Source organism: Pandoraea thiooxydans (assembly GCF_001931675.1).
Classification (GTDB): domain Bacteria; phylum Pseudomonadota; class Gammaproteobacteria; order Burkholderiales; family Burkholderiaceae; genus Pandoraea; species Pandoraea thiooxydans.
The window spans coordinates 4,279,709-4,304,288 of sequence record NZ_CP014839.1; the positions used below are offsets into that span (position 1 = coordinate 4,279,709).

Genomic DNA, 24,580 nt, shown 5'->3' on the forward strand with positions numbered 1-24,580 from the left:
GGGCCTCCGTACACTCGCGCCTAGCCTGAGCGGCCGGCTCGGGCCGAAGACTCGTTCCGCTCGCACACGCGACCAATCAATAAGAGGTTGAACCTCAAAGGAGAATATCGATGGCGGATTCCTATTTTCCCAAATGGCGACTGTCATCCGGTGTCGCGGGCAAGCAGGTGGTGGCTCCCGACGAGCGTCTGCCGGGGTTGCAGACGGTGGCGATGGGCGTGCAGCACGTGGTGGCGATGTTCGGCTCGACGGTGTTGGCGCCGCTGCTGATGGGCTTTGATCCGAATCTGGCGATTTTCATGTCCGGCGTCGGCACCTTGCTGTTTTTCGTGCTGGTGGGCGGGCGCGTGCCGAGCTATCTCGGCTCGAGCTTTTCGTTCATCGGGCTGGTGATCGCCGTGACCGGCTATGCCGGGCATGGCCTGAACGCGAACATCGGTGTGGCGCTGGGCGGCATCATCGCGTGCGGCGCGGTGTATGCGGTGATCGGGCTGGTGGTGATGGCGATCGGTACGCGCTGGATCGAAACGCTGATGCCGCCGGTGGTCACCGGTGCGGTGGTCGCGGTGATCGGTCTGAACCTGGCGCCGGTTGCCGTCAAGGGCGTCAGCGGCCAGGGCTTCGACAGCTGGATGGCGCTGATGACGATTCTGTGCGTGGGCGGTGTCGCGGTGTTTGCGCGCGGCATGATGCAGCGGCTGCTGATTTTGCTGGGATTGATCCTGGCCTACCTGATTTATGCACTACTGACCAATGGCGCCAGGCTTGGCACGCCGATCGACTTCGCGCCGGTGGCGCAGGCAGCATGGTTCGGCCTGCCGAAGTTCACCGCGCCGGTGTTTCACGCCAACGCGATGGTGTTGCTGGCGCCGGTGGCAATCATTCTGGTGGCGGAAAACCTCGGTCATATCAAGGCCGTCAGCGCCATGACCGGACAGAATCTCGATCCCTACATCGGCCGCGCCTTTCTGGGCGACGCGCTGGCGACCATCGTCTCGGGCAGCGTCGGCGGCACCGGCGTGACGACCTACGCGGAGAACATCGGTGTGATGGCGGTCACCAAGATCTATTCGACGCTGGTATTCGTGGTGGCGGCATGCATCGCACTGGTGCTGGGCTTCTCGCCGAAATTCGGCGCGCTGATCCATACCATCCCGGGGCCCGTGCTGGGCGGCGTTTCGATCGTCGTGTTCGGCTTGATCACGGTGGCCGGCGCGCGTATCTGGGTGCAGAATCGCGTCGATTTCTCCGACAACCGCAATCTGATCGTGACCGCTGTCACACTGGTGCTCGGGGCTGGCGACTTCACGCTGCGCTTTGGCGGTTTTGCGCTCGGCGGCATCGGCACCGCCACCTTCGGCGGGATTCTTTTGTACGCGCTGCTGCGCGGCCGCGCGCAGCCCGAGACCGGGACGATGGTGCAACGGTAAGAGCGACGCGCCGCCGGTCCCGGCGCGTCGGATCGCTGTGATGTTGCGCCGCACATGGTAGACTACGCGCGCTTGAATCCCGATAGACGGTGCCCGCGTTAGCGCGGCGGCCAAAGGATTCAAACGCGTCGCCCGCTGATCAATGTCGATCCGCTGAATGCGGCGCCCCATGCTTCTTCGATTTCTCTAAAGTGCGCCGGCCGCGGCCGGGCGCCTCATCATTATGTCCTTCAAAACACTCGGATTGTCCGAGGCCATCCTGCGTGCCGTGACCGAATTGGGTTACACCACGCCGACTCCCATTCAGGCGCAAGCGATCCCGGCGGTGCTGGCCGGCGGCGACCTGCTCGCCGGCGCGCAAACCGGTACCGGCAAGACCGCCGGCTTTACCTTGCCGATTCTGCAACGCCTGTCGCAAACGCCCGTGGCGCGCTCGCACGCGCCCGGCAAGCCGGCACCGGTGCGCGCGCTGATTCTGGCGCCGACGCGCGAATTGGCCGCGCAGGTCCAGGAGAGCGTGGCCCAGTACGGCAAATACCTGAAATTGAGTTCCGCCACCGTATTCGGCGGCGTGAGCATCGTGCCGCAGGTCAAGCAACTGGCGCGCGGCGTCGACATTCTGGTCGCGACCCCCGGGCGGCTGCTCGATCACATGCAGCAAAAGACGGTCGATCTGTCGCGCGTGGAGATCCTGGTGCTCGACGAGGCCGATCGCATGCTCGACATGGGCTTTATCCGCGACATTCGCCGCGTGCTCGCGGCGTTGCCGGCCAAGCGGCAGAATCTGCTGTTTTCGGCGACCTTCTCCGACGAGATCAAGGCGCTGGCCGACGGTTTGCTCGACCGCCCGGCGCTGATCGAAGTCGCGCGTCGCAACACCACCGCCGAACTGATCGCACAGAAAATCCACCCGGTCGATCGCGAACGCAAGCGCGAGTTGCTCGAGCATCTGATTACGTCGCAGAACTGGCATCAGGTGCTGGTGTTCACGCGCACCAAGCACGGCGCCAATCGCCTGGCCGAGCAATTGAACAAGAGCGGCATCACCGCGCTGGCGATCCACGGCAACAAGAGCCAGGGCGCGCGCACCCGGGCGCTTGCCGAATTCAAGCAAGGCACGCTGCAGGTGCTGGTGGCCACCGACATCGCGGCGCGCGGCATCGACATCGACCAGCTGCCGCATGTGGTGAACTTCGAGTTGCCGGAAGTCGCCGAGGATTACGTGCACCGGATCGGCCGCACCGGCCGCGCCGGCGCCAGCGGCGAAGCCATTTCGCTGGTGTGTGTGGACGAGCGCGATTTGCTGGCGAGTATCGAAAAGCTGATCAAGCGCAGTCTGCCGCGCGAGGTAGTGGCGGGTTTCGAGCCCGACCCCCATGCCGTCGCTCAGCCGATCCGCAAGAATTCTCGGCAGGGCGCGCCTGGACGCAACGGCGGGCAGCGCGCGCCGGCTACGCCGGCAGCCACGCAAGTCTTGCGCATCAAGAACGCGCCGAAGAAAAAAGCCGGCCAGTCTGCTGGCCAGCCGGGCAAGTCGCGCGCGCCGGGCAAACCGGCGTCCGGGCAAAGGAGCGTGCCGGCATCGGCCGAGCAAGGTCGTGCCGGCGCACCCAAGCCCGGCGGCGGGCGTTCCCGGGCGCAGACAGCGCAGGCCGCGCCGTCCCAGGGGCGGCGGCCGCAACGTGCCTCCTCGCAGGCGGCGCTGCTCACGCCAAAGGCAAAGTCCAGGCACGGGTAGCAGCGGAATTATCTCGATTTGCCAGACAAACCGGGCACCCCGCCCGGCTGTGGGCGTGCGGCAACAGTTGGCGCATGCCGCGCCACCGCAAATTTGATTAAACGGCGTTCATCGCCTAAAACTTCCTTATACCTGCATAACAGTTCGCCCTGCGCAATGCGGCATTGCGCAGGCGTTCCGGATATGGGAGTCAAGGTGAATTACCGGTGTGGCTGGCGACGGTAAGGAGCCATCGAAAATGCTGAGAAAGAATCCGCGCGGGGATTTCCCCGTGGTGCACGAAACGTCGTTTGTCGACCCGACGGCGATTTTGTGCGGCAAGGTCGTGGTCGGAGAAAATGTTTTCATCGGCCCCTACGTGGTGATCCGGGCCGATGAGGTCGACGAGCACGGCGACATGGCCCCGATCGTGATCGGCGCCAATTCGAATCTCCAGGACGGCGTGGTGATTCACTCGAAAGATGGCGCGCCCGTTACCATCGGCCAGAACACATCGATCGCGCACCGCTCGATCGTACATGGCCCGTGCGCCATCGGCGAGAACGTCTTCATCGGTTTCAACTCGGTGCTGTTCAATTGCGTGGTGCACGACTATGCGGTGGTGCGCCATAACTGCGTGGTCGACGGGCAGGACATTCCTTCCAATTTCTATGTGCCCTCGACCACCCACGTCAGCCCGGACACCGACCTGTCGACGATCCCCAAGGTCACGCGCGATGCCCGGCAATTCTCCGAATCCGTGATTCATACGAATGTCGGATTCGCGCGTGCCTATCGCCGGATTCAGAACGAATTTTGAGCCAGGAGTCGTTATGTCTTTGAGCGTCAACGGAATTGCGATCGATCCGCGCACACTGGCCGAGGAGATCGACCAGCACCGCGACCGGGACGATCCCGAGTCTGCCGCGCGACAGGCGCTGGTCGCGCGTGAGTTGCTGCGCCAGCGGGCGGTCGAGCTTCGTTTGCTTGGTGAAGATGGCGTGTTCGACGAGTCGGTCATCGACGCGCTGGTGACGTCCGACGTACGGGTGATGCCGCCGAGCCTGGAAGATTGCCAAACCTACTACGCCAACCACGCGACGCAGTTCCGTCAGGGCGACAAGGTAACGCTCAGCCAGATTCTTTTTGCCGCGGCACCGACGACACCGTTGAGCGTCGTGCTGCGCCGCGCCGAGGACACGTTGCAGGCGGTGCTTGCCGATCCGTCGCGCTTCGACGCCCTGGCGCGACAGTGTTCGGCATGCGGGCACGCGCAGCAGGAGCGTCATGTGGGCGAACTGGTGCGAGGCCAAAGCGTGCCGGAGTTCGAGTTGGTGGTTTTCAACGGCGATCGGCTGGGCGTGCTGCCGCGGCTGGTCAACACGCGCTTCGGCTTTCATGTGGTGCGCATCGAGCGTCGCGTCGTCGGCGAAGTGCCTGGTTTCGATGCCGTACGGGAGCGGGTCGAGCAGGTGCTGTGGCAACAGAACCGGCGTCAGGCGCTGCGCCATTACGTGGCGCTGCTCGCCGGCACGGCCGAGATCAGCGGCATGGCGACCTCGCCCGGCGGCGGCTGGCTGCAATAACGATCGCGTTGGCCGGGCGGCAGCGCAGTGCTCAGGGCGTGGCGGCCGAGCTCAGCATCCCGTATTCGATCGGAACCTTGACGTAAAAGACCTCGACCTTTTCGGCCCGCAGGCTGGCGAACAAGCGCTCCATTTCATCGGGACTGACGGCCAGCGTGACTTCGACGGGTTGCTCGGCCAGTTCGAAAAATCGCGCGCAATGCAGCCGCCCGCCGCGGCCATACCCCTCGGCGGCGTGCACGACGGTGGCGCCGCCGATGCCGAGGCGCTTGGCCTCGCCGACGATCCAGTCCGCCAGCGGCTGGTGCTTGTGGCGTTTGTTCTCCTGAAAGAACAGCGTGATTTGAAAGCCTTCCATAGGAATCTCCCGGTCAGGTATTGCGCAGCAGGAACGATGCGCCGGCGACGGTGGCCATGCCTAGAAACGTCATGATGAGCGCGCCGCTCACATGGATGAAAATCTCTGCCATGGCCCAGCCCAGCCGGCCTTCCTGCAGCAGGGTCGCGACTTCGGCGGAAAATGTGGAGAACGTCGTCAGGCCGCCGAGAAAGCCGGTAATGACCAGCAGACGCCATGCGGGCGGCAAGCCCGGGTACTGTCCGAAGAAAGCGGTGGCAATACCGATCAGATAACCCCCGGCCAGGTTGGCCGCCAGGGTGCCGAGCGGGATGGTCGGGAACAGCGCATTGAACTGTATCCCCAGTAACCAGCGCAGCACCGCGCCGAGCGAGGCGCCGAGGCTGATGGCGGCGATCGAGAGAAACATGCGGGCGATCCTTTCACATGAAGAAGTGCAATAAGGTACCCGATATTGGCGGCGCGCAAGGCGTGATGGCCCACGCGCCCGCGTCACGGGTTGCGTAGGCATCATCAGCCCCGGCACGAGGCCGGTGGCGGTTAAAGGAGGCATGCCATCTCCTGCCGCGAGTGTAGCAGAGCGGCCTCGCTTTGTGCCGCGGGTTTGCGCGCGGCGCCGGCTCAGGCAGAATAGCGGCGAGGCGGTGCGCCGCCACGAAAAGTAAAAGGGATCCCATGAAAGTTTTTGGCATCGCGGGCACCTCGGGTAGCGGCAAAACCACCTTGACCGAGGAACTGATCCGACGCTTTACCGAGGACGGCGTGCGTGTGGCCGCGGTCAAGCACACTCATCACGGTTTCGATCTCGATACGCCGGGCAAGGATTCCTACCGGATGCGCGAGGCGGGCAGCACCGACGTCGTGCTGGTGAGCGAGAGCCGGCTGGTGCTGATGCGCGAATATCGCGCGGCGCCCGAGCCGGAACTGCCGGACGTGCTGGCGCTGCTCTCGCCGTGCGACGTGGTGCTGGTCGAAGGGTATAAACGCAGCGCGGTGCCGAAGCTCGAGGTCTACCGGCCTTCGCGCGGCAAGCCGCCGCTGTGGCCTGAATTTCCCGACGTGGTGGCAGTGGCCAGCGACGAGCCGTTGACTACGCCGCTGCCGCGGCTCGATCTGAATGACGTGGATGCGATCTATGCGTTCATCCGCGATTATTTGACGCGATCGCCGGAAATTACCGTGCCGCAGCGATAAAAAAAGCGACCTCGCAGGCCGCTTTTTTCCGATGGCGCGAAGACGCTCGCGCTCAGTCCTTCGGGAAAGTCGAGGCACCGCCATGCTCGCCTGACCACTTGGCCGGCTCGTGCAGGAATTTCTCGACTTCGGCCAGCGTCTTGGCGTCGAAGTGATTGTTGGCCTTGGCCACACGCAGCACATCCCACCAGGTGGCCAGCGAGTGCAGCGAGACGTCGATCTCCTGCAGGACCTCACGGCTTTCCTTGAAGATGTCGTAATGGAAAATCACGAACACGTGATTGACCTTGGCGCCGGCCTCGCGCAGGGCCTTGCAGAAGTTGATCTTGCTGCGCCCGTCGGTGGTCAGGTCTTCGACCAGCAGTACACGCGAGCCTTCGGGCAAATCCCCTTCGATCTGGGCGTTGCGGCCGAACCCCTTCGGTTTTTTGCGCACGTATTGCATCGGCAGCATCAGCTTGTCGGCAAGCCAGGCGGCAAACGGAATGCCGGCGGTTTCGCCGCCGGCCACGGTGTCGATCTGCTCGCAGCCGATTTCCTGGATGATCACCGACTCGGCCAGATCCATCAGGGTGCGGCGCACGCGCGGGTACGAGATCAGCTTGCGGCAGTCGGTATAGACCGGGCTGGCCCAGCCGGAGGTGAAGATATACGGTTTCTCGGCATTGAAATGCACGGCCCCAACTTCGAGCAACAGCTTCGCGGTGAGGTCGGAAATCGTTTGACGGTCGATGCCTATCATGGACAGATCCTATGCGTGACGGTGTGGCGCCGTGGGTCGGAGGGCGCGCCGGATGCTTTGCCGAGCGCCGCCCCGGCGGGCCTGGCAGATGGACGGCAGGCGGCCGCCCTGGACGGACGGCGCGAGTTTCCTAACCCGGCATTATGCCACAGCGAGGGCTCGTCCGGGGCACCCGCGGGTTGCGTGGCGGCGCTGGCCGGGACTACACTCTGGCCACTTCGAGGCTCCCTATCCCATGTCATGGAAAATCAATCGGCCCTGCCGGCGGCACCGGCCGCGGAGACTGCCGGTCACCGCTACGCCAGTCGCGCGCTCTGGGCGGCCGCCGTGGGCTATGCGCTGGACGGATTCGATTTGCTGGTGCTCGGCTTCATGTTGCCGGTGATTGCCGCAGCCTTGCGTCTGAGCGCCGCTCAGTCCGGCGCGCTGGTGAGCTGGACGCTGGTCGGGGCCGTCGCCGGCGGCATTGGTTTCGGCATGTTGAGCGACCGGTTTGGCCGGGTGCGCGTGCTGAGCTGGACGATTCTTCTGTTTGCCGTGTTCACCGGACTGTGCGCGCTGGCGCGCGGCTACTGGGATCTGCTGCTCTATCGCACCGTGGCGGGGGTGGGCCTGGGTGGAGAGTTCGGTATCGGCATGGCGCTTGCGGCCGAGGCCTGTGCCCCGGCGCAACGGGCACGCGCTTCGTCGTTCGTGGCGCTGGGCTGGCAGGCGGGGGTACTGGCCGCGGCGCTGCTGACGCCGCTGCTGCTGCCGGTCATCGGCTGGCGCGGCATGTTCGCCGTTGGCCTGGCGCCGGCCGTCGTGTCGTTCCTGATGCGTCGCGCACTTGGCGAGCCCCGGCTGTTTCTGGAGCAGCGCGCGCGTGAGCCGCGCCCGGCCGGCTCGCTGCGCCTGCTGGTGAAGGACGGGCCGACGACGCGGGCGAGCGTGGGCGTGGCGATTCTGTGTTCGGTGCAGAATTTTGGTTATTACGGTTTGATGATTTGGATGCCGAGCTATCTGGCCAGGACGTTCGGCTACTCGCTTACCCGATCGGCACTCTGGACCGCCGTGACGGTGGTGGGCATGGCCTTCGGTATTTGGCTGTTCGGGCGGCTGGCCGATCGCATTGGCCGGCGCCCGACCTTCATTGGCTACCAGGTCGGCGCGCTGGTGATGGTGTTTGTTTATGCGAGGTTGCAATCGCCCGGGGCGCTCTTGATCGGCGGGGCGATCATGGGGCTGTTCGTCAACGGCATGATCGGCGGTTACGGGGCGCTGATTTCGGAACTGTATCCGACCGAGGCGCGTGCCACCGCGCAAAATGTGCTGTTCAATATCGGTCGGGCGGTCGGTGGATTCGGCCCGCTGGTGGTCGGCGCGGTAGCCCTTGCGTGGTCTTTCAAGGCGGCGCTGGGGCTGCTTGCCTCGCTTTATGCGCTCGACGTGCTGGCCACGCTGTGGCTGATTCCTGAGCGCAAGGGAGTGGTGCTCGACTGAGCGGGGCCGGCGGGCGCGCCCGCCCGAAACCGACCCGAGGTGTACACTCACGATCCTGCACGTCGCTGGAGGCGGCAGACTCAGGTGCGCACCGCAACGGCGCAGGCACCATGCGCATGGCAGATTGGCCAGTGAATTTGTTGAATCAGGTTACGAACATGGACGAACAACTCAAGCAAAGCGCGCTTTCCTATCACGAGAATCCGCGTCCGGGCAAAATCTCGGTTACCCCGACCAAACCTCTGTCGAATCAACTCGATCTGGCGCTGGCGTATTCGCCGGGGGTGGCTTTTGCGTGCGAGGCGATTGCAGCCGATCCGCTCAACGCCAATCGCTATACCTCGCGCAGCAACCTGGTGGGTGTGGTCACCAACGGCACGGCGGTGCTGGGCCTGGGCAATATCGGCCCGCTCGCGGCCAAGCCGGTGATGGAGGGCAAGGGGTGCCTGTTCAAGAAGTTCGCCGGTATCGACGTATTCGACATCGAACTGGCCGAGCACGACCCGGACAAGCTGGTCGAGGCGATCGCCATGCTCGAGCCGACCCTGGGCGGCATCAATCTCGAGGACATCAAGGCGCCGGAATGTTTCTACATCGAGCAGAAGCTGCGCGAGCGCATGAAGATTCCGGTGTTTCACGACGACCAGCACGGCACGGCGATTATTGCGTCGGCCGCGATTCTCAATGGCCTGAAGGTGGTCGGCAAGGACATCGGGCAAGTCAGGCTGGTGTGCTCGGGCGCGGGCGCCGCGGCGATCGCTTGCCTGGATCTGCTGGTGCACCTGGGCTTGAAGAAGGAAAACATCCTGGTGCTGGATTCGAAGGGCGTGATCCACACCGGGCGCGACAAGCTGGACCCGAGCAAGGCGCGTTATGCCGCGCAGACCGAAGCGCGCACGCTGGCCGATGCGAGCCAGGGCGCGGATGTGTTCCTGGGCTGCTCGACCGCCGGCGTGCTCAGCGCCGAGATGGTCAAGAGCATGGCCGACAAGCCGCTGATTCTCGCGCTCGCCAACCCGGAGCCGGAAATCCGCCCGGAAGTCGCCAAGGCGGCGCGGCCCGATTGCGTGATCGCCACCGGGCGCTCGGATTATCCGAATCAGGTCAATAACGTTCTGTGCTTCCCGTTCATCTTCCGCGGCGCGCTCGATGTGGGCGCGACCACCATTACCGAGGAAATGAAGCTCGCGACGGTCAAGGCGATTGCCGAACTGGCGCAGGAGGCCGAGCAGAGCGAGGAAGTGGCGCGCGCCTATGAAGGCCAGACGCTGGAGTTCGGCCCGGAATACATCATTCCGAAGCCGTTCGACCCGCGCCTGATCATCAAGATCGCGCCAGCCGTGGCGCAGGCCGCGATGGACTCCGGGGTGGCGACGCGCCCGATTCAGAACATGGACGCCTACCGCGAAAGTCTGGGCGCCACGGTGTACCGCTCCGGCATGGTGATGCGTCCGGTGTTCGCGGCGGCCAAGGCTCGCCCGGCGCGCATCGTTTTCGCCGAAGGCGAGGATGAGCGGGTGCTGCGCGCGGCGCAGTTCGTGCTCACCGAAGGCATTGCCAAGCCGATCATCATCGGGCGCCCGTCGGTGGTCGAGATGCGATTGCAGAAAATCGGTGCGCGCATCAAGCCCGGCGTCGATTTCGAGATCGTCGATCCGGAAAACGACGCACGCTATCAGCAGTGCTGGCAGGAATATCACAACCTCGGCGCGCGCCATGGTGTCACGCCGGACGTCGCCAAGGCGGCGATGCGCAAGGACAACACCCTGATCGGCGCGATCCTGGTGCGGCTGGGTGATGCCGACGGTATGATCTGCGGCATGATCGACACCTTCCATCGCCACCTCGGGGTGATCGATCAGGTGTTGGGCAAGGCGCCCGACGCGCAGCACTATGCGGCGATGAATCTGCTGATGCTCTCGGGCCGCAACCTGTTCATCAGCGACACCTATGTCAACGAATTGCCGAACTCGGAGCAACTGGCCGACATGACGGTGCTCGCCGCGCGCGAGATCGAGCGCTTCGGGATCGTCCCCAAGGTTGCGTTGCTGTCGAACTCGAATTTCGGCAGCGTGGCGTCGGCCTCGGCACAGCGTATGGCCAAGGCACGCGAGCTGCTGGCCGAGCGGGCGCCGGCGTTGGAAGTCGACGGCGAGATGCACGGCGATGCGGCGTTGTCCGAGACGGTGCGGCGTGCTGCGTTCCCAGCCTCGCGCCTGAGCGGTGAAGCGAATCTGCTGGTGATGCCGAATGTGGAGGCCGCCAACATCACGTATAACCTGCTCAAGATGACCAGCGGCGAAGGCGTGACGGTCGGGCCGTTCCTGCTGGGCTGCGCCAAGCCGGTACACATCCTGACGCCGGCCGCTACGGTGCGGCGCATCGTCAATATGACGACGGTGGCGGCAGCCAACGTGGCGGTCAACACGAAGTAAGTACGCCGCCGCGCCCGCGCGCGGCAAACAAAAAACGCATGAGGCCATAACCTCATGCGTTTTTTATTGAGTGCCGCGCTCAGGCAACCTGTTGCTGCGCCGGATTGCGGTATTGCGTCAGGAGCCTGGTCCATTTGGCGCGCACCTGCGCGAGGTTGCGTGCCTTGACGTGACCGAAGCCGCGAATCTCTTCCGGCAGGCTGGCGAGCTGCACTGCGAGCGGCAGATTGCGCTCGCTGAGCCCGCTCAGCAATTCGGCCACCAGTGTTTCGTATTCTCCGATCAGTGCGCGTTCGGTGCGACGCTCCTCGGTTTTGCCGAAAGGATCGAGCGGTCCGCCGCGCAGGCCCTTGAGTTTGGCAAGCAGCTTGAAGGCAGACATCATCCACGGGCCATACTGCTTTTTGAGCAGATTGCCATGCGCATCGCGCTTGGCAAAAAGCGGCGGCGCGAGATGGAATTTGAGCTGGTAGTTGCCCTCGAACTGGGCCTGTATTTTGGCCATGAAGGCCGGGTCGGTGTACAGGCGTGCGACTTCGTACTCGTCCTTGTACGCCATCAGCTTGTACAGGCCGCGCGCCACCGCTTCGGTCAGCGGCGTTTGCGTCGGATTGGCGCTGGCCGCCTGCTCGGCCGCACGAACTTTCTCGACCAGCGAGCGGTAACGCTGTGCATAGGCGGCGTTTTGATAGGCGATCAGCGATTCGCAGCGCTGCGCGATGAGGGTATCGAGCGCCTTGGGGGTATGCAGGGCGATCACGTTGGCCCCGTTCGGTGCCGCATCCTGCTGCGCCAGTCTTTGCACGCTGGCCAGATCATGTGCGGCGCGGCGGCCCCACTCGAAGGCTTGGCGATTTTTTTCGATGGCGACGCCATTGAGTTCGATGGCGCGCACGAGCGCCGCGTGCGACAGCGGTATCCAACCTTTTTGCCAGGCGTAGCCGAGCACGAACGGATTGGTGTAGATCGCGTCGCCCAGCAAGCGCAGCGCCAGTTGATGCGCGTCGACGAAATCGCAGGCGTCGCCAGCGGCATTGCGAATGTCCTGCTCGGTGCTGCTTCCCGGGAATTGCCAGTCGGGATTCTTGATCAGCTCGGCGGTCGGCGTGTGGGCGCTGTTGACGACCACGCGCGTGATGCCGTGCTGCATGCGCGACAGGGTGTCGTCGGAGGCGGTGACGATCGCGTCGCAGCCGATCACGACTTGCGCCTCGCCCATGGCGATACGCGTGGCGTGGATGTCGTCGGGGTGGTTGGCGATTTGCACGTGACTCATCACGGCGCCGCCCTTTTGCGCCAGGCCGGTGACGTCGAGCGTGGTGACGCCTTTGCCTTCCAGGTGGGCGGCCATGCCCAGCAGGTTGCCGATGGTGACGATGCCGGTGCCGCCCACGCCGGTCACGAGAATGCCGAATGGCCGCCGGATGGGCGGCAGCACCGGTTCGGGCAACGTCGGCAGGGTGTCCAGCGAGGCTTGCGCCGCCTTGGGTTTGCGTGGTTGCGCGCCCTCGACAGTCACGAAGCTCGGACAGAATCCCTTGAGGCAGGAGAAGTCCTTATTGCAGGACGATTGATTGATTTGCCGCTTGGTGCCGAATTCGGTGTCGAGCGGCTCGACCGACAGGCAGTTCGATTGTACCGAGCAGTCCCCGCAGCCCTCGCACACGGCGTCGTTGATGAATGCACGCCGCGCCGGATCCGGGTAGGTGCCGCGCTTGCGGCGCCGACGCTTCTCGGTGGCGCAAGTCTGGTCGTAGATCAGGATGGTGGTGCCGGGCACTTCGCGCAACTGGCGCTGGACCGCATCCAGTTCGTCGCGATGGTGCACCGGTGTGCCGGCAGCCAGTGCAACGCCCTGATATTTTTCGGGCTCGTCGGTGACCACGACGATTTTCGCGGCGCCTTCGGCTGCCAGCTGCTGGGTAATTTGCGGAACCGTCAGCACGCCGTCGACCGGCTGGCCGCCGGTCATCGCGACCGCATCGTTGTACAGGATCTTGTAGGTGATATTGACCTTGGACGAGATCGCCGCGCGGATCGCCAGCAGGCCCGAGTGAAAATACGTGCCGTCACCGAGGTTGGCGAAGATGTGGCGGTCCTGCGAGAACGGGGCCTGGCCTATCCAGGACGCGCCTTCGCCACCCATCTGAGTGAAGGTTTCGGTGCGGCGATCCATCCACACGGTCATGTAGTGGCAGCCGATGCCGGCGACCGCGCGCGAGCCCTCGGGCACATTGGTCGACGTGTTGTGCGGGCAGCCCGAGCAGAACCAGGGCTTGCGTTCGACCGCCACGCGCGGCTTGGCGAGCGCCTTTTCCTTGGCCTCGATCAGGGCGATACGAGCGGCGATGCGCGCGCGCACATCGGAAGGCAGTTCGAATTTTTCGAGGCGGGTCGCGATCGCCTTGGCGATGACTGCCGGCGACAGTTCGTAGTGCGCCGGCAACAGCCAGTTGCCCATCGGTACCGACCATTCGCCGCCTGCGCCGTCCTTTTCGTCGAACTTGCCGAATACGCGCGGGCGTACGTCGTCGCGCCAGTTGTATAGCTCTTCCTTGATGGCGTATTCGAGGATCTGGCGCTTTTCCTCGACCACCAGGATTTCCTGCAGGCCGGTGGCGAAGGCGCGCGCGCCCTGCGCCTCGAGCGGCCACACGCAGCCGACTTTGTAGAGCCGGATGCCGATGCGGCTGCAGGTTTGTTCGTCGAGACCGAGATCCGATAGTGCCTGGCAGACGTCGAGATACGCTTTGCCGGCGGTCATGATGCCAAAGCGCGCGTGGGGCGAATCGATCGTCACGCGGTCGAGCTTGTTGGCGCGGACGTAGGCCAGGCCCGCATACCATTTGTAGTCGAGCAGCCGCGCCTCCTGGACCAGCGGCGGGTCGGGCCAGCGCAGGTTGAGGCCATCGGGCGGCATGACGAAGTCTTCGGGCAGGGCGATGCGCACATGGTGCGGATCGATCATGACCGAGGCCGACGATTCGACCACATCAGTGACGCATTTCATGGCCACCCATAGTCCGGAATAGCGGCTCATGGCCCAACCGTGCAGCCCGTAGTCGAGGTATTCCTGCACGTTGGACGGGTACAGCACCGGCAGGCCACACGCCTTGAATACGTGTTCGGATTGATGCGCCAGGGTGGACGACTTGGCGGCGTGGTCGTCGCCGGCGAGCACCAGTACGCCGCCGTGCCTGGACGAGCCCGCCGAGTTGCCGTGCTTGAAGACGTCGCCGCTGCGATCGACGCCCGGCCCCTTGCCGTACCACATGGCAAATACGCCGTCATATTTGGCCGGATAGAGGTTGGTTTGCTGAGAACCCCACACGGCGGTGGCGGCCAGATCTTCATTCACGCCGGGCTGGAAGACGATGTTGCGCCCCGCCAAGTGCTGCTTGGCTTTCCATAGCGAGAGATCGAGCCCGCCCAGCGGTGAGCCACGGTAGCCGGAGATGAACCCCGCCGTGTTGAGCCCGGCCGACGCGTCGCGCTGCTGCTGGAGCATCGGCAGGCGCACCAGGGCCTGGATGCCGCTCATGTAGGCGCGGCCTTGCTCCAGCGTGTATTTGTCGTCGAGCGTGACGGAATCGAGCGCGGCCAACAGGCTGGCGTTCACGGGGGCGTTCATGGATGTGTGCTCCTCACAATTTTGGGATCGCCAAAACGACCTCATGCCGACTCTCGTGAAGTCTGGCCATGAGGGTGTCGTTGCTGGACCTTCGAGCCGGCTGCATGGCTCGACCGCAAGCGGGGATCCTATTCTTGCCGACTATGGTAGCACTCGCACTGCTCGCCCACCGCGCCGTCGCTGAGGTGATCGAGTCGGGGTGTTTTACCTGGCGCAGAGTATAGCTGAAATTGCCTTACGTTTACGTTAACGTTAACCCGGAAATCGACGGTAACAAGGTGTAAGTCCTAATGATGCGATAAGGCGCACATGGGCAGAATGGCACAACTGGCTACCGACTGATTTAACCGTGCAGCAAGGAGGACCCCCGTGAAGCATCGCCATGTCGCCAAATTCCTTTTGGTCTCGGCGTCGTTCCTGGCGCTCGAAATGAGTGTCGCCCGGGCCGACGAAATGGTGCGCAACAAGATTGCCAGCAACGTGACGTCGGCGCAGCGCGTTGCCAACGCCCGACAGGTCGGCGGCAACCGAAACACCTTGCGTCGACTGCCGAATTAGTCGATTTTCGATCGCAAAAAAACGCCACGCCGGCATTGCCCGCGTGGCGTTTTTGTCGAAGGCTGTCGTTAGGAGGCGATCAGTGCGTGGGTTTTTCGCCGGCTTCGAGGACCCCGCGACGGATCTGATCGAGTTCGATGGACTCGAATAACGCTTTGAAGTTACCTTCGCCGAACCCCTGGTTGCCCTTGCGCTGGATGATCTCGAAGAACACCGGGCCGATCTGGTTTTCGGTAAAGATTTGCAACAACAGGTCGTGCGGCGCGCCATCGATCAGGATCTTGCGCTGGCGCAGCTCGTCCAGCGGTTCGCCGTGGCCGGGAATGCGCCGATCGACCAGCTCGTAGTAGGTGTCGGGCGTGTCGAGCAGCGTGACCTGGGCCGCGCGCAAGCGGTCGACCGTCCGGTAGATGTCGGCCGATCCCAGCGCGATGTGCTGAATGCCCTCACCTCGGTAGGCGTCGAGATATTCCTGGATCTGTCCGGCTTTTTCCGATCCCTCTTCGTTGATCGGAATGCGGATCTTGCCGCACGGCGAGGTCATGGCCTTGGACTTGACCGCCGTTACCTTGCCCTCGATATCGAAGTAGCGCACTTCGCGGAAGTTGAAAAAGCGCTCGTAGAATTCGCTCCATTCTTTCATGCGCCCGCGGTAGACGTTGTGCGTCAAGTGGTCGATATAGGTCAGGCCGAATCCGGCTGGGTTAGGGTTGGCGCCTGGAATCGGCTCGAAGTCGACGTCGTAGATGCCGATGTTGCCGATATCGCCTTCCTTGGCGCCGTTTTTGCCGCGCCAACGGTCGACGAAATAAATGAGCGAGTCGCCGATGCCCTTGATGGCCGGGATGTTGAGCTCCATCGGACCGCTATGGCTGTCGAAGCCCCAGGCGCCCAACTCGAGCGCGCGCTGGTAAGCCTTGGCTGCGTCCTTGACGCGAAAGGCGATGGCGCAGATCGACGGACCATGCAGACGCGCGAAACGCTGAGCAAATGAATCCGGCTCTGCGTTGATCAGGAAATTGATGTCGCCCTGACGGTAGAGCGTGACGTCTTTGTGGCGGTGTTTTGCAACAGCGGTAAAACCCATTTTTTCGAACAACTGCCCGAGTGCTTTGGGATCGGGCGCGGTGTATTCGACGAATTCGAATCCGTCGGTCCCCATGGGGTTGTCCCAAGGTTGGAAAGTCATGGCATGTCTCCGTGCGGGGCGCTGGTTGCAGTCGCGCCGTTGTTCAAAATTTGAAGTGTAGACGAAGGCATGAGGGAGGAAATTGCCAAATTCGCTTCATTTTCATGATTTATAGCAATAAGATTGCTCTATATTTTGAGAATTGAGGAGAATATGCCAAGCATTGTGTTGGATAAAACGGATCGAAAAATTCTGGCGCTGCTTCAGGAGAACGGGCGGCTATCGAATCTGGAAGTGGCCGAACGGGTGAATTTATCGCCGAGCCCTTGTTTGAGACGCATTCGGCGCCTGGAAGAGGCGGGGGTGATCCGTGGCTATGTGGCGCTGGTCGATGCTGCGCAGGTCGGCTTGGGGCTGCTGGCGTACGTGAATGTGCGCCTCGACAAGCGTGGCGGGCCAGACAGTCGGGGGAAATCCCATGCGGAGCTGTTTCGCGCGGCGGTTGCGGCGTGGCCGGAGGTCGTCGGGTGTTATGCGATGACCGGCGAGATGGATTACTTGTTACGCGTGCATGTGCAGGATATGGAGCACTTTTCCCGTTTCGTGCAGGACGAGCTGCTGCATCACCCGAGCGTGATCGACGTCAAGACGAGTTTTGTGCTGGCGCGTTTCAAGGAGACCACGGCGCTGCCGCTGCCGTGAAGGCGGCCGAGATCATGGATTGACGATAAAAAACCCGGCCGTAGCCGGGTGGAGGTGAATCGTCGACCGGGTTCAGGCGACTTTCAGTTGCGGCAGCCACGCCGCCAGCAGTTGCTTGGTGTCGCGCACCTGCCGCTTGACCGCATAGTCGAAGGTTGCCGCCTGCTCCTGCAGGATTTCGTCGACGACTGTGGCGGTGTCGGCCGGCGGCAGTGTCAGATAGGCGTCGGCTTCGCCATACGCGTAGTTGATGTCCATGCCAGCCTTTTTCGCGATGTGCATCATGGTGGCATTGCGCGACAGGCAGTGCATATACAGTGTCTTGACGTGCTTGTTGCGGCAGTGCATGGCGGTGCGTTCGAACAGCCGTGAGCCGATCCCTTGGCCGCGGGCCTGCGCCAGCACGGACACGCCGAATTCGGCGACACGCTCGGAGCCATTGTCGGGAAGCATGGCGACATGCGCCGCGGCGATCAGATTCAGGTTGTCGTCGAAGACGCCAAAGACCGTGTCGCGAGAGAAATCGATGCCGCCGACGTAACCCTCGATGATGGCATCGCTGACGACCTGGCCGAAGCGTAGCAGGCGGTCGTCCTCGTCCAGCATGGCGAGGTGCTCGAACAGCTGGTGGCGATCAGCGGAGGTGAGTTCCCGGATCAGGACAGCGGTTTGCGCGGGATGGGCCGGCACGGGGTCGGCTGCGGGGATGGCGAAAATGCGTTCGAATAAGTTCATGGCGGGCCCCTCGGGGCGCCGGCTCTCGTGGCCGGAACAATATGATGCAATGCAACATATTATACAGACATTTATAGGTATTAACCCTTATTTTTCTGAGAAGATTCCGAATGGATCCTCTATTTTTCCTGCCTGTGTAACGGGCCGTGAGGCTGAATGCCATGCCGTAGTGCAGCAAATTTGCGCCGCTCGAGGGCAAAAAAAGCGGCCGGTGCATAGCCACCGGCCGCTTTGGCTGCTTTGCTGGCGCCTGATTACGCGCTTTGCAGGGCGCCCCACATTTCTTTGTCGCGCTCGGCGGTCCAGATGCGCGGGTGTTTGGTGCCGTTGGCCTCGTCATATGCCCGGCTCACGTCGAAGGGCAGGCAGTGTTCGTAGATGAAGACATGTCCGAATTTCGGATCCATCTGAGTTCGCGTGTAGTCGAACGCTTCCTTGAGCGATAGGCCCTTGTCGACCGCGGTCCGAGCGCTGCTCAGCAAGGTGGTGACGAAATCGCGGGTGTAATCGAGCCCCTCGTTGACGCGTTCGGGGGTGGTCAGCGCCGGGCCGCGGCCGGGGACGAGCTTTTCCGCTTTCATCGCGCGCAGGGCCTCGAGCGTGGCGGGCCATTCTTCCAATTGGGCATCGCCCGTGTAGGCCGCGGCCTCGAATTCAACCAGATCGCCGGAGAAAAGCACTTTTTGCTGCGGCAGCCAGACGATGGTGTCGCCCTTCGTGTGGCCCATGCCGACGTGCATGATCTTGACTTCCAGCTGGCCCATGAAAAGGGTCATTTCCTTTTCGAACACCAGGGTCGGCCAGGTCAGGCCGGGGATCGAGTCGACCGCCTGGAACAGGCGCGGGAATCGCTCGATCTCGGACTTCATGTCGGCCTCGCCGCGCTCGACGATCATCTCGTAGGTGCCGCGGCTGGCGATGATTTGCTCGCACCCTTCGGCTTTGTAAGCCGCTGCGCCGAGCACGCGAACCGCATGGTAGTGGGTCAGCACGACGTATTTGATCGGCTTGTCGGTAATTGCGCGGATGTGGGCGATCAGTTCCTTGGCCATCACCGGGGTTGCGGTGGTGTCGATCACCATCACGCCGTCGTCACCGATGATGACGCCGGAGTTCGGGTCGCCCTCGGCCGTATAGGCATAGGCGTTATCCGAAAGCTTGGTGAAAGTGGTTTTTTTGGCGGCCAGGTCGCCTCGGGACGCGAATTGTTTGCTCATGGGATATCCTGTCTCTCCGGTTAAACTAATCGTAATGAATTACGTATTATTTAATTATAGATGAGCGCAGCTATTTTGTCAGAATCCCGTCGTTCGCGTCCGATGGCCGGATCGAACCGAACTCAGGGCGCGCCGAGTCCATGCTCGAAGACCTGGATGACCTCTTCGGCAAAATCGCGATATCCCATGCGGCCGCCCGGCTTGAGCCAGGTGAATGTCCAGTTGATCATGCCGAACAACATCATGGTCAGGGCGGTTCGATTGTCTTTGTTGACGCGCTGCGGGTAGGCTCGCGCCAATTGTCGCGTGAAGGCTGCGACGACGTCGCGTTGCCGATTCAGGACGATCTCGCGCTGTTCGTCGGCGAGGAACTTGACGTCGTTCAACAGTGCGATGTGGCGCGTCTGCGATGTTTCATATTCGTGCAAGAACGCGCGCACGAGTTCGGCGAAGGTTTCCTGCTCGGACAGATTGCGGCGCTGACCGAGTGCCTCGACCTCGGCGATGATCAGCATCAGACGCTTGGTGTAGCGATCCAGCAAATCGAAAAGGATCGCCTCCTTGCTGGCGTAGTAGTGGTACAGGCGAGCTTTCGACGTGCCGCAGATTGCCGCGAGTTCGGACATCGACGTGCTGGGGTAGCTGGATTGAGCGAACGCCTGTGCCGCGACGTCTAGAATTTGTTCGCGTTGCGATTCGTGGTTGGGAGCCTTGGTACGTGCCATTGTTATAGTCGTGTGAGTTCACAGTTGGACGAGTCGTACGGATCTCCGCGCAGCTCCAGGCGGCCGGACGCCTGCAATTCCCGGTAACGCCAGAGCACAAACGTGTCGGTTGCGAAGAAACCTCGTATGGCCTGTGTGGCTGCCGCAATCGTCAGGCTGGTGGAAATCGCCGTCTCGGGCAGCAGCGCCATCAGGGTTTCGTCGACGTCTGCATAGGTGCCGCCTTCGAAGGTGTTGTGCTGCCAGCGGCGAATCTGCGTCTCGGCATGCTTCAGGGCGCGCCATTCCAATGCAAGACGGCCGATACGCAGCACGGAGATCGGCGCGATCAGCCTGAGCCGGGTGGCAATCACCGACTCGGGATACATCGCAAGGGCCGTCGGAGCATCGGCAGCCAGCCCGGGGTTGCCGAGGTCTGGCGCTTTAAGGGCAACTTCGTTCAGCCTCGCCGGGCAGGTACGCAAATGAAAGGCGACGCGTCGCAGCATCAGCTGATCGGCCGCGCTGTCACCGTGCCAGATCGAAACTTGGTTGGATTCCCCGGCCAGCTCGCGCAGCGTGTCGAGTTCGCTCGTCAGATCCAGTGAAAAATCCCGCTTGAGCATGGGCGCGACGCGCTGCCAAAAGGCTGCGCGTTGCCGGGGGTCGTCGTCGATTTCGCGCAACGGGCCGATAGCCAGGTCGTCGCGCAGGACAACCACGCGCTCCCCGCGCCCTGCATGCTCGAGCACTTGCCGCATGACGCCGCCGGCATGGTCGCCATTGACGATGTGAGTGTATTCCATGCGGCCAGTTTACACTGGTACGGCCACCGTTCCGTCGCGTTGGCACGATGCGCTGGCGTTTTCCCTCGTCAACGCTCGTCGTAACTGACGACAACGCGCTCGCTTACTGGATGCGCCTGGCAGGTCAGGATGAAGCCCTGCGCGATCTCGTGATCTTCCAGCGTGTAGTTCTTGTCCATCTTGACTTCGCCCTCCAGCACTTTGGCCCGGCAGGTGCAGCAGACGCCGCCCTTGCAGGCGTATGGCAGTGCCAGGCCGGCCCGCAGACCGGTGTCGAGGATGCTCTGGCCTTCATAGGGCTGGCGCAGGCGGCGTTCCTTGCCGTCGAGCACGACCACCAGGTCGGCCGCAGGCGTGCTGTCGGTGATTTCGATCGGCTTGGCGCCGGCCTGAGGCAGCGGAATGCCGAAGCGCTCGACATGAATCTTCTGCTTGGCCACCCCGGCGTCGGCCAGTGCGGCCTCGGCGGCGTCCATCATCGGGGCCGGGCCGCAGATGAATGCTTCGTCGATGCTCGCCGGCGGGATCAGGGTGTCGAGGAAGGCCGCGCATTTTGCCTGGTCGAGCAGGCCGCTGAAGAGGTCGATTTCCTGTGCTTCGTCGGACAGCACGTGGTAGAGCCGCAGACGGCCGAGGTAGCGGTTTTTCAGGTCTTCAAGTTCTTCGGCGAACATGATGGTCGGCACGGCGCGGTTGCCGTAGACCAGGGTGAATTCACTGCGCGGCTCGGCCGCCAGCGTGGTCTTGATGAGCGCGAGCATTGGCGTGATGCCCGAGCCGCCGGCAAAGCCGACATAGTGCTTGCGCTGTGCCGCGTCCAGCGGCGTGAAGAAACGCCCGTCGGGCGTCATGACGTCGATCGCGATGCCAGGCCGCAGATGATCGTTGGCGTAATTGGAGAACTTGCCGCCGGGCACGCGCTTGATGCCGATCCGCAGCTCGCCGGTCTGTTCGTAGTCGGGCACCCCGACGCAGATCGAATATGAGCGGCGGGCTTCCTCGCCGTCGATTTCCGTTTTAAGCGTCAGGAACTGGCCTTGCTTGAATCGGTAGGCGCCCCGCAGTTCTTGCGGCACGGCAAAGGCGATTGAAATGGCGTCGTCGGTTTCAGCGCGAACGTCGCGAATCGGCAGTTTGTGGAATTGAGGCGTCGTCATATTGGAGATCCTGGCGGGCAATGGGTGGCCAATGGCTCTAAAAGGGTGAGGGGCGCTCAGTACGGCTTGAAATAATCAAACGGTTCGCGGCAATCGAGGCAGCGGTAGAGCGCCTTGCAGGCCGTGGAGCCGAACGCGGACAGCAGTTCGGTGTTGCTCGAGTTGCAATGCGGACAGGTCACACCGTGTTGCGGCCGTGGATGAAAGCGCAAGGGCTGGCTGTCTGAGCGGGCATTCCCGGCGGTCGGCGGTGCGATACCGTACCGTTGCAATTTGTCGCGAGCCTCGTCGGTGATCCAGTCGGTCGTCCAGGCCGGCGCGAGCACGGTCGTGACGCGATAAGGTCCGACACCCGCCTGCGTGAGGGCGGCGCCGATGTCCTCGGCGATCTGTGCCATGGCGGGGCAACCCGAATAAGTCGGCGTGATGACGACCTCGATCACGGCCCCGGCCCCGGCCGCTTCGTCGGCAGACGCGCGCGCGAGCCGGACGTCTCGCAGAATTCCGAGTTCGCGAATCGACACGACCGGAATCTCGGGGTCGGGCACCGCCTCGAGCGCTTGCCTGGCGCGGGCCAGCACGTCGGTGGACACGGTGTTGGGCGCCATGGCGGGCGTGGCGTCTACCATGACGCGCCAGGATGTTGGCGTGCCAGGCTTTGCATTTCCGCGAGCAGGTAGCCCATGTGCTCGGAGTGCTCGCCGTCTTTGCCGGTGCTGATGTAGGCGCCAGTCGGCGAGGGCGTGAGCGTGGCGGTGCTAAGGACCTCGTTGACGAGCGCGTCCCAGGCCGGCTTGAGGCTGGCGGTGCTTACGCCCACGCCAGTGGCGGCAACGGCCTGTTCGATGGCGTCTTCCTGGAACACTTCGTTCATGTAGGGCAACAGGTAGTCGAGTGCGGCCTGGGTGCGGCGGTGCGAGACCTCGGTGCCGTCGCCGAGCCGAATCAGCCAGTCGCGGGCGTGATGCAGGTGATAGTGCGCTTCCTTGAGCGACTTCGCGGCAATTGCTGCGAGTTCAGGGTCGAGCGAGGTCGTCAGGGCTTGCCAGAGTTCGACCATCAGCGCCGAGTAGAGGAAGTTGCGTGTGATGGTTACCGCGTAATCCTTGTCGGCGTGAGCCGTGGCCGAGAGCGGGCCGTAGTGGGGCAATTCGGCCAGCGTCCAGTTGGAGAACTCGCGTTCGTTGCGCCAATAGGCGTAATGGTCCTCGTCGCGCGCTGGCTGTCCTGTCAGCTCGGCCTCGATTTGGCCGGCGCGCGTGTATAGCAGACGGGCCTGTCCGATCAGGTCGAGGCTGATGTTCGTCAGCGCGATGTCCTCTTCCAGGATGGGGCCGTGGCCGCACCACTCGCTGTTGCGCTGTCCGAGGATCAGGGCATTGTCGGCGAGTCGGAGCAGATAGGCGAGATGTTCCGGGGTGGCTTTTGTCATAACGAATCTCTTGTCGACGCGAGGGCGCGGGCGGCGCGCCACAGCTTTACATGTGGTTGACTTCTTCCGGCAACTGGTAGAACGTCGGGTGCCGGTAGATCTTGTCGGCAGCCGGATCGAACAGTTCCGGTTTGTCTTCCGGTGCGGAGGCGGTAATCGCTACCGACGGCACTACCCAGATGCTGACGCCTTCCTGGCGGCGGGTGTAGACGTCGCGCGCCATGCGCAATGCCATGCCGGCGTCGGCTGCATGAAGGCTGCCGCAATGCTTGTGCTCCAAGCCCTGTTTGCTGCGCACGAAAACTTCCCAAAGCGGCCATTCGTTGCTGGTTGCCTGAGTCATGTGTGATCCTCGATTGGTCAATGTGTTGAGTCTGGGTCGCTGCTCAAGCGGCTTGCTTGGCGGGTGAATGCTTGGCGTTATAGGCGAGCGCTGCGTCTCTGACCCAGGCACCGTCCTCGTGAGCCTTTACCCGGGTGCCCAGGCGTTCCTTGTTGCAGGGGCCTTCGCCGTTCACGACGCGCCAGAATTCGGCCCAGTCGATGGTTCCGTAATCATAGTGGCCGCGCTCTTCGTTCCACTTCAGATCAGGGTCGGGAAACGTGACGCCCAGCACCTTGCCTTGCTCGACGGTGGCGTCCACGAATTTTTGCCGCAGATCGTCGTTCGAGATCCGCTTGATGCCCCACTTCATGGTTTGAGCGCTGTGAATCGAGTCCTTGTCGCTCGGACCGAACATCATTAGCACCGGCCACCACCAGCGATCGACCGCTTGCTGGACCATTTGGCGCTGAGCTTCGCTGCCTGACATCATGGCCAGGAGCGCGTCGAACCCCTGACGCTGATGGAAGGACTCTTCCTTGCAGATGCGGATCATCGCGCGCGCATAGGGCCCGTAGGTGCAGCGGCACAGCGGAATCTGATTCATGATCGCGGCGCCGTCGACCAGCCATCCGATTACGCCGACGTCGGCCCAGGTCGGTGTCGGGTAGTTGAAGATGCTCGAGTATTTGGCTTTGCCGGCATGCAGGGCGGCAACCATTTGGTCGCGTGATATGCCCAGCGTTTCCGCGGCGGAATAGAGGTAAAGCCCATGCCCGCCCTCGTCCTGAACCTTGGCGAGCAGAATGGCCTTGCGCTTCAGGCTCGGAGCCCGGCTGATCCAGTTGCCTTCCGGCAGCATGCCGATGATCTCCGAGTGCGCATGCTGAGAAATCTGCCGGATGAGCGTCTTGCGATAGGCCTGCGGCATCCAGTCTTGCGGTTCTATTTTTTGATCGGCAGCCATGCACTCATCGAAATGTGCCTGTAGTTGTCGGTCCATTTCGCTCAGAGCGGCTTGGTCGCCTAGCGGCGTGACATTGCTGGCCAGATCGAGAGATTGGGTATACATAGCAGCGTGCCTCCGGCGAATTAATGGAATTGTCCGATTATAAACCAACCGACCGGTCGGTCAATAAATTTCTGTGAAGCCGCTTGCGGCGCTTGATCGGGTGCGGCGGCGATAACGGTGTTCGGGCGACGCCTTAATGAAGGTTCTGCTTTATTAGTGATTTTGCCGAGG

General features: G+C 62.9%; 23 protein-coding genes and 1 riboswitch. Of the genes, 9 read left to right on the forward strand and 14 right to left on the reverse strand.

What is annotated here, in order from left to right; genetic code table 11:
* Positions 1 to 110 precede the first annotated feature (110 nt).
* The 4 genes from PATSB16_RS19765 to PATSB16_RS19780 all read left to right on the forward strand — a co-directional run bounded on the left by PATSB16_RS19765 (position 111) and on the right by PATSB16_RS19780 (position 4,733).
* The gene (locus PATSB16_RS19765) at positions 111 to 1,430 is read left to right on the forward strand and encodes a solute carrier family 23 protein (protein WP_047215692.1); all 1,320 of its coding nucleotides are present in this window, start codon (positions 111 to 113) and stop codon (positions 1,428 to 1,430) included.
* A 223-nt stretch (positions 1,431 to 1,653) separates the two neighbouring features.
* Positions 1,654 to 3,168 (forward strand): DEAD/DEAH box helicase, encoded by a 1,515-nt coding sequence (locus PATSB16_RS19770; RefSeq protein WP_047215693.1) that lies wholly within the window; start codon positions 1,654 to 1,656, stop codon positions 3,166 to 3,168.
* Positions 3,169 to 3,406: 238 nt separating this feature from the next.
* Positions 3,407 to 3,967 (forward strand): LbetaH domain-containing protein, encoded by a 561-nt coding sequence (locus tag PATSB16_RS19775; RefSeq protein WP_047215694.1) that lies wholly within the window; start codon positions 3,407 to 3,409, stop codon positions 3,965 to 3,967.
* 13 nt (positions 3,968 to 3,980) lie between these two features.
* Complete coding sequence (locus PATSB16_RS19780) at positions 3,981 to 4,733, forward strand: peptidylprolyl isomerase (RefSeq protein WP_047215695.1); 753 nt, start codon at positions 3,981 to 3,983, stop codon at positions 4,731 to 4,733.
* A 31-nt stretch (positions 4,734 to 4,764) separates the two neighbouring features.
* Here the strand turns inward: PATSB16_RS19780 and PATSB16_RS19785 are convergent, their stop codons facing one another.
* Both PATSB16_RS19785 and crcB read right to left on the reverse strand, forming a co-directional pair.
* The gene (locus tag PATSB16_RS19785) at positions 4,765 to 5,091 is read right to left on the reverse strand and encodes a DUF190 domain-containing protein (RefSeq protein ID WP_047215696.1); all 327 of its coding nucleotides are present in this window, start codon (positions 5,089 to 5,091) and stop codon (positions 4,765 to 4,767) included.
* Between the two features lie 13 nt (positions 5,092 to 5,104).
* On the reverse strand, positions 5,105 to 5,500 hold the full coding sequence (gene crcB, locus PATSB16_RS19790; protein ID WP_047215697.1) for a fluoride efflux transporter CrcB: 396 nt from the start codon (positions 5,498 to 5,500) through the stop codon (positions 5,105 to 5,107).
* Between the two features lie 88 nt (positions 5,501 to 5,588).
* A riboswitch (Fluoride riboswitch) is annotated at positions 5,589 to 5,662 on the reverse strand.
* 104 nt (positions 5,663 to 5,766) lie between these two features.
* Here crcB and mobB point away from each other — a divergent pair.
* The gene (mobB, locus tag PATSB16_RS19795) at positions 5,767 to 6,285 is read left to right on the forward strand and encodes a molybdopterin-guanine dinucleotide biosynthesis protein B (RefSeq protein WP_047215698.1); all 519 of its coding nucleotides are present in this window, start codon (positions 5,767 to 5,769) and stop codon (positions 6,283 to 6,285) included.
* A 52-nt stretch (positions 6,286 to 6,337) separates the two neighbouring features.
* Here the strand turns inward: mobB and PATSB16_RS19800 are convergent, their stop codons facing one another.
* Positions 6,338 to 7,027 (reverse strand): orotate phosphoribosyltransferase, encoded by a 690-nt coding sequence (locus PATSB16_RS19800; protein WP_047215699.1) that lies wholly within the window; start codon positions 7,025 to 7,027, stop codon positions 6,338 to 6,340.
* Between the two features lie 240 nt (positions 7,028 to 7,267).
* Here PATSB16_RS19800 and PATSB16_RS19805 point away from each other — a divergent pair, with 240 nt between their 5' ends.
* The gene (locus PATSB16_RS19805; protein WP_047215700.1) at positions 7,268 to 8,509 is read left to right on the forward strand and encodes an MFS transporter; all 1,242 of its coding nucleotides are present in this window, start codon (positions 7,268 to 7,270) and stop codon (positions 8,507 to 8,509) included.
* A gap of 158 nt (positions 8,510 to 8,667) precedes the next feature.
* Positions 8,668 to 10,944 carry an NADP-dependent malic enzyme gene (locus PATSB16_RS19810; RefSeq protein ID WP_047216787.1) on the forward strand — a complete coding sequence of 759 codons (2,277 nt, stop codon included), beginning with the start codon at positions 8,668 to 8,670 and terminating at the stop codon, positions 10,942 to 10,944.
* Positions 10,945 to 11,023: 79 nt separating this feature from the next.
* On the opposite strand, the gene PATSB16_RS19815 is transcribed toward PATSB16_RS19810, so the two are convergent.
* Positions 11,024 to 14,575, reverse strand: a complete 3,552-nt coding sequence (locus tag PATSB16_RS19815) for an indolepyruvate ferredoxin oxidoreductase family protein (RefSeq protein ID WP_047215701.1) — start codon at positions 14,573 to 14,575, stop codon at positions 11,024 to 11,026.
* A 369-nt stretch (positions 14,576 to 14,944) separates the two neighbouring features.
* Here PATSB16_RS19815 and PATSB16_RS19820 point away from each other — a divergent pair, with 369 nt between their 5' ends.
* Complete coding sequence (locus tag PATSB16_RS19820) at positions 14,945 to 15,133, forward strand: hypothetical protein (protein ID WP_047215702.1); 189 nt, start codon at positions 14,945 to 14,947, stop codon at positions 15,131 to 15,133.
* Between the two features lie 79 nt (positions 15,134 to 15,212).
* Here the strand turns inward: PATSB16_RS19820 and hppD are convergent, their stop codons facing one another.
* A complete protein-coding gene (gene hppD / locus PATSB16_RS19825; protein WP_047215703.1) occupies positions 15,213 to 16,322 on the reverse strand; it encodes a 4-hydroxyphenylpyruvate dioxygenase in 1,110 nt (369 codons plus the stop codon).
* Between the two features lie 153 nt (positions 16,323 to 16,475).
* On the opposite strand from hppD, the gene PATSB16_RS19830 reads away from it, so the two are divergent.
* On the forward strand, positions 16,476 to 16,964 hold the full coding sequence (locus tag PATSB16_RS19830) for an Lrp/AsnC family transcriptional regulator (protein WP_047215704.1): 489 nt from the start codon (positions 16,476 to 16,478) through the stop codon (positions 16,962 to 16,964).
* A 72-nt stretch (positions 16,965 to 17,036) separates the two neighbouring features.
* Here the strand turns inward: PATSB16_RS19830 and PATSB16_RS19835 are convergent, their stop codons facing one another.
* The 9 genes from PATSB16_RS19835 to paaA all read right to left on the reverse strand — a co-directional run bounded on the left by PATSB16_RS19835 (position 17,037) and on the right by paaA (position 24,409).
* A complete protein-coding gene (locus tag PATSB16_RS19835) occupies positions 17,037 to 17,699 on the reverse strand; it encodes a GNAT family N-acetyltransferase (RefSeq protein ID WP_047215705.1) in 663 nt (220 codons plus the stop codon).
* A 254-nt stretch (positions 17,700 to 17,953) separates the two neighbouring features.
* Complete coding sequence (locus tag PATSB16_RS19840) at positions 17,954 to 18,916, reverse strand: MBL fold metallo-hydrolase (RefSeq protein WP_047215706.1); 963 nt, start codon at positions 18,914 to 18,916, stop codon at positions 17,954 to 17,956.
* A gap of 122 nt (positions 18,917 to 19,038) precedes the next feature.
* On the reverse strand, positions 19,039 to 19,641 hold the full coding sequence (locus tag PATSB16_RS19845; protein WP_047215707.1) for a TetR/AcrR family transcriptional regulator: 603 nt from the start codon (positions 19,639 to 19,641) through the stop codon (positions 19,039 to 19,041).
* Between the two features lie 2 nt (positions 19,642 to 19,643).
* The gene (locus tag PATSB16_RS19850; protein ID WP_047215708.1) at positions 19,644 to 20,426 is read right to left on the reverse strand and encodes a DUF1835 domain-containing protein; all 783 of its coding nucleotides are present in this window, start codon (positions 20,424 to 20,426) and stop codon (positions 19,644 to 19,646) included.
* Positions 20,427 to 20,494: 68 nt separating this feature from the next.
* A complete protein-coding gene (gene paaE / locus PATSB16_RS19855) occupies positions 20,495 to 21,583 on the reverse strand; it encodes a 1,2-phenylacetyl-CoA epoxidase subunit PaaE (RefSeq protein ID WP_047215709.1) in 1,089 nt (362 codons plus the stop codon).
* Positions 21,584 to 21,639: 56 nt separating this feature from the next.
* A complete protein-coding gene (paaD, locus tag PATSB16_RS19860) occupies positions 21,640 to 22,212 on the reverse strand; it encodes a 1,2-phenylacetyl-CoA epoxidase subunit PaaD (RefSeq protein ID WP_047215710.1) in 573 nt (190 codons plus the stop codon).
* The gene (gene paaC / locus PATSB16_RS19865; RefSeq protein ID WP_047215711.1) at positions 22,206 to 23,015 is read right to left on the reverse strand and encodes a 1,2-phenylacetyl-CoA epoxidase subunit PaaC; all 810 of its coding nucleotides are present in this window, start codon (positions 23,013 to 23,015) and stop codon (positions 22,206 to 22,208) included. The genes paaD and paaC overlap by 7 nt, the downstream gene beginning before the upstream one ends.
* Before the next feature lie 46 nt (positions 23,016 to 23,061).
* Positions 23,062 to 23,358, reverse strand: a complete 297-nt coding sequence (gene paaB, locus PATSB16_RS19870) for a 1,2-phenylacetyl-CoA epoxidase subunit PaaB (protein ID WP_047215712.1) — start codon at positions 23,356 to 23,358, stop codon at positions 23,062 to 23,064.
* 43 nt (positions 23,359 to 23,401) lie between these two features.
* Complete coding sequence (gene paaA, locus PATSB16_RS19875; RefSeq protein ID WP_047215713.1) at positions 23,402 to 24,409, reverse strand: 1,2-phenylacetyl-CoA epoxidase subunit PaaA; 1,008 nt, start codon at positions 24,407 to 24,409, stop codon at positions 23,402 to 23,404.
* Positions 24,410 to 24,580 lie beyond the last annotated feature (171 nt).

Bases quoted from the DNA above. Each gene is read 5' to 3' on its own strand.
- PATSB16_RS19830 (WP_047215704.1), top strand. From the start codon at position 16,476: ATGCCAAGCATTGTGTTGGATAAAACGGATCGAAAAATTCTGGCGCTG.
- paaD (WP_047215710.1), bottom strand. From the start codon at position 22,212: ATGGTAGACGCCACGCCCGCCATGGCGCCCAACACCGTGTCCACCGAC.
- PATSB16_RS19770 (WP_047215693.1), top strand. From the start codon at position 1,654: ATGTCCTTCAAAACACTCGGATTGTCCGAGGCCATCCTGCGTGCCGTG.
- paaC (WP_047215711.1), bottom strand. From the start codon at position 23,015: ATGACAAAAGCCACCCCGGAACATCTCGCCTATCTGCTCCGACTCGCC.
- PATSB16_RS19785 (WP_047215696.1), bottom strand. From the start codon at position 5,091: ATGGAAGGCTTTCAAATCACGCTGTTCTTTCAGGAGAACAAACGCCAC.
- PATSB16_RS19840 (WP_047215706.1), bottom strand. From the start codon at position 18,916: ATGAGCAAACAATTCGCGTCCCGAGGCGACCTGGCCGCCAAAAAAACC.
- PATSB16_RS19845 (WP_047215707.1), bottom strand. From the start codon at position 19,641: ATGGCACGTACCAAGGCTCCCAACCACGAATCGCAACGCGAACAAATT.
- mobB (WP_047215698.1), top strand. From the start codon at position 5,767: ATGAAAGTTTTTGGCATCGCGGGCACCTCGGGTAGCGGCAAAACCACC.
- PATSB16_RS19815 (WP_047215701.1), bottom strand. From the start codon at position 14,575: ATGAACGCCCCCGTGAACGCCAGCCTGTTGGCCGCGCTCGATTCCGTC.
- hppD (WP_047215703.1), bottom strand. From the start codon at position 16,322: ATGACTTTCCAACCTTGGGACAACCCCATGGGGACCGACGGATTCGAA.
- PATSB16_RS19810 (WP_047216787.1), top strand. From the start codon at position 8,668: ATGGACGAACAACTCAAGCAAAGCGCGCTTTCCTATCACGAGAATCCG.
- paaA (WP_047215713.1), bottom strand. From the start codon at position 24,409: ATGTATACCCAATCTCTCGATCTGGCCAGCAATGTCACGCCGCTAGGC.
- PATSB16_RS19800 (WP_047215699.1), bottom strand. From the start codon at position 7,027: ATGATAGGCATCGACCGTCAAACGATTTCCGACCTCACCGCGAAGCTG.
- PATSB16_RS19805 (WP_047215700.1), top strand. From the start codon at position 7,268: ATGGAAAATCAATCGGCCCTGCCGGCGGCACCGGCCGCGGAGACTGCC.
- PATSB16_RS19850 (WP_047215708.1), bottom strand. From the start codon at position 20,426: ATGGAATACACTCACATCGTCAATGGCGACCATGCCGGCGGCGTCATG.
- PATSB16_RS19780 (WP_047215695.1), top strand. From the start codon at position 3,981: ATGTCTTTGAGCGTCAACGGAATTGCGATCGATCCGCGCACACTGGCC.
- paaB (WP_047215712.1), bottom strand. From the start codon at position 23,358: ATGACTCAGGCAACCAGCAACGAATGGCCGCTTTGGGAAGTTTTCGTG.
- crcB (WP_047215697.1), bottom strand. From the start codon at position 5,500: ATGTTTCTCTCGATCGCCGCCATCAGCCTCGGCGCCTCGCTCGGCGCG.
- PATSB16_RS19775 (WP_047215694.1), top strand. From the start codon at position 3,407: ATGCTGAGAAAGAATCCGCGCGGGGATTTCCCCGTGGTGCACGAAACG.
- PATSB16_RS19835 (WP_047215705.1), bottom strand. From the start codon at position 17,699: ATGAACTTATTCGAACGCATTTTCGCCATCCCCGCAGCCGACCCCGTG.
- PATSB16_RS19765 (WP_047215692.1), top strand. From the start codon at position 111: ATGGCGGATTCCTATTTTCCCAAATGGCGACTGTCATCCGGTGTCGCG.
- paaE (WP_047215709.1), bottom strand. From the start codon at position 21,583: ATGACGACGCCTCAATTCCACAAACTGCCGATTCGCGACGTTCGCGCT.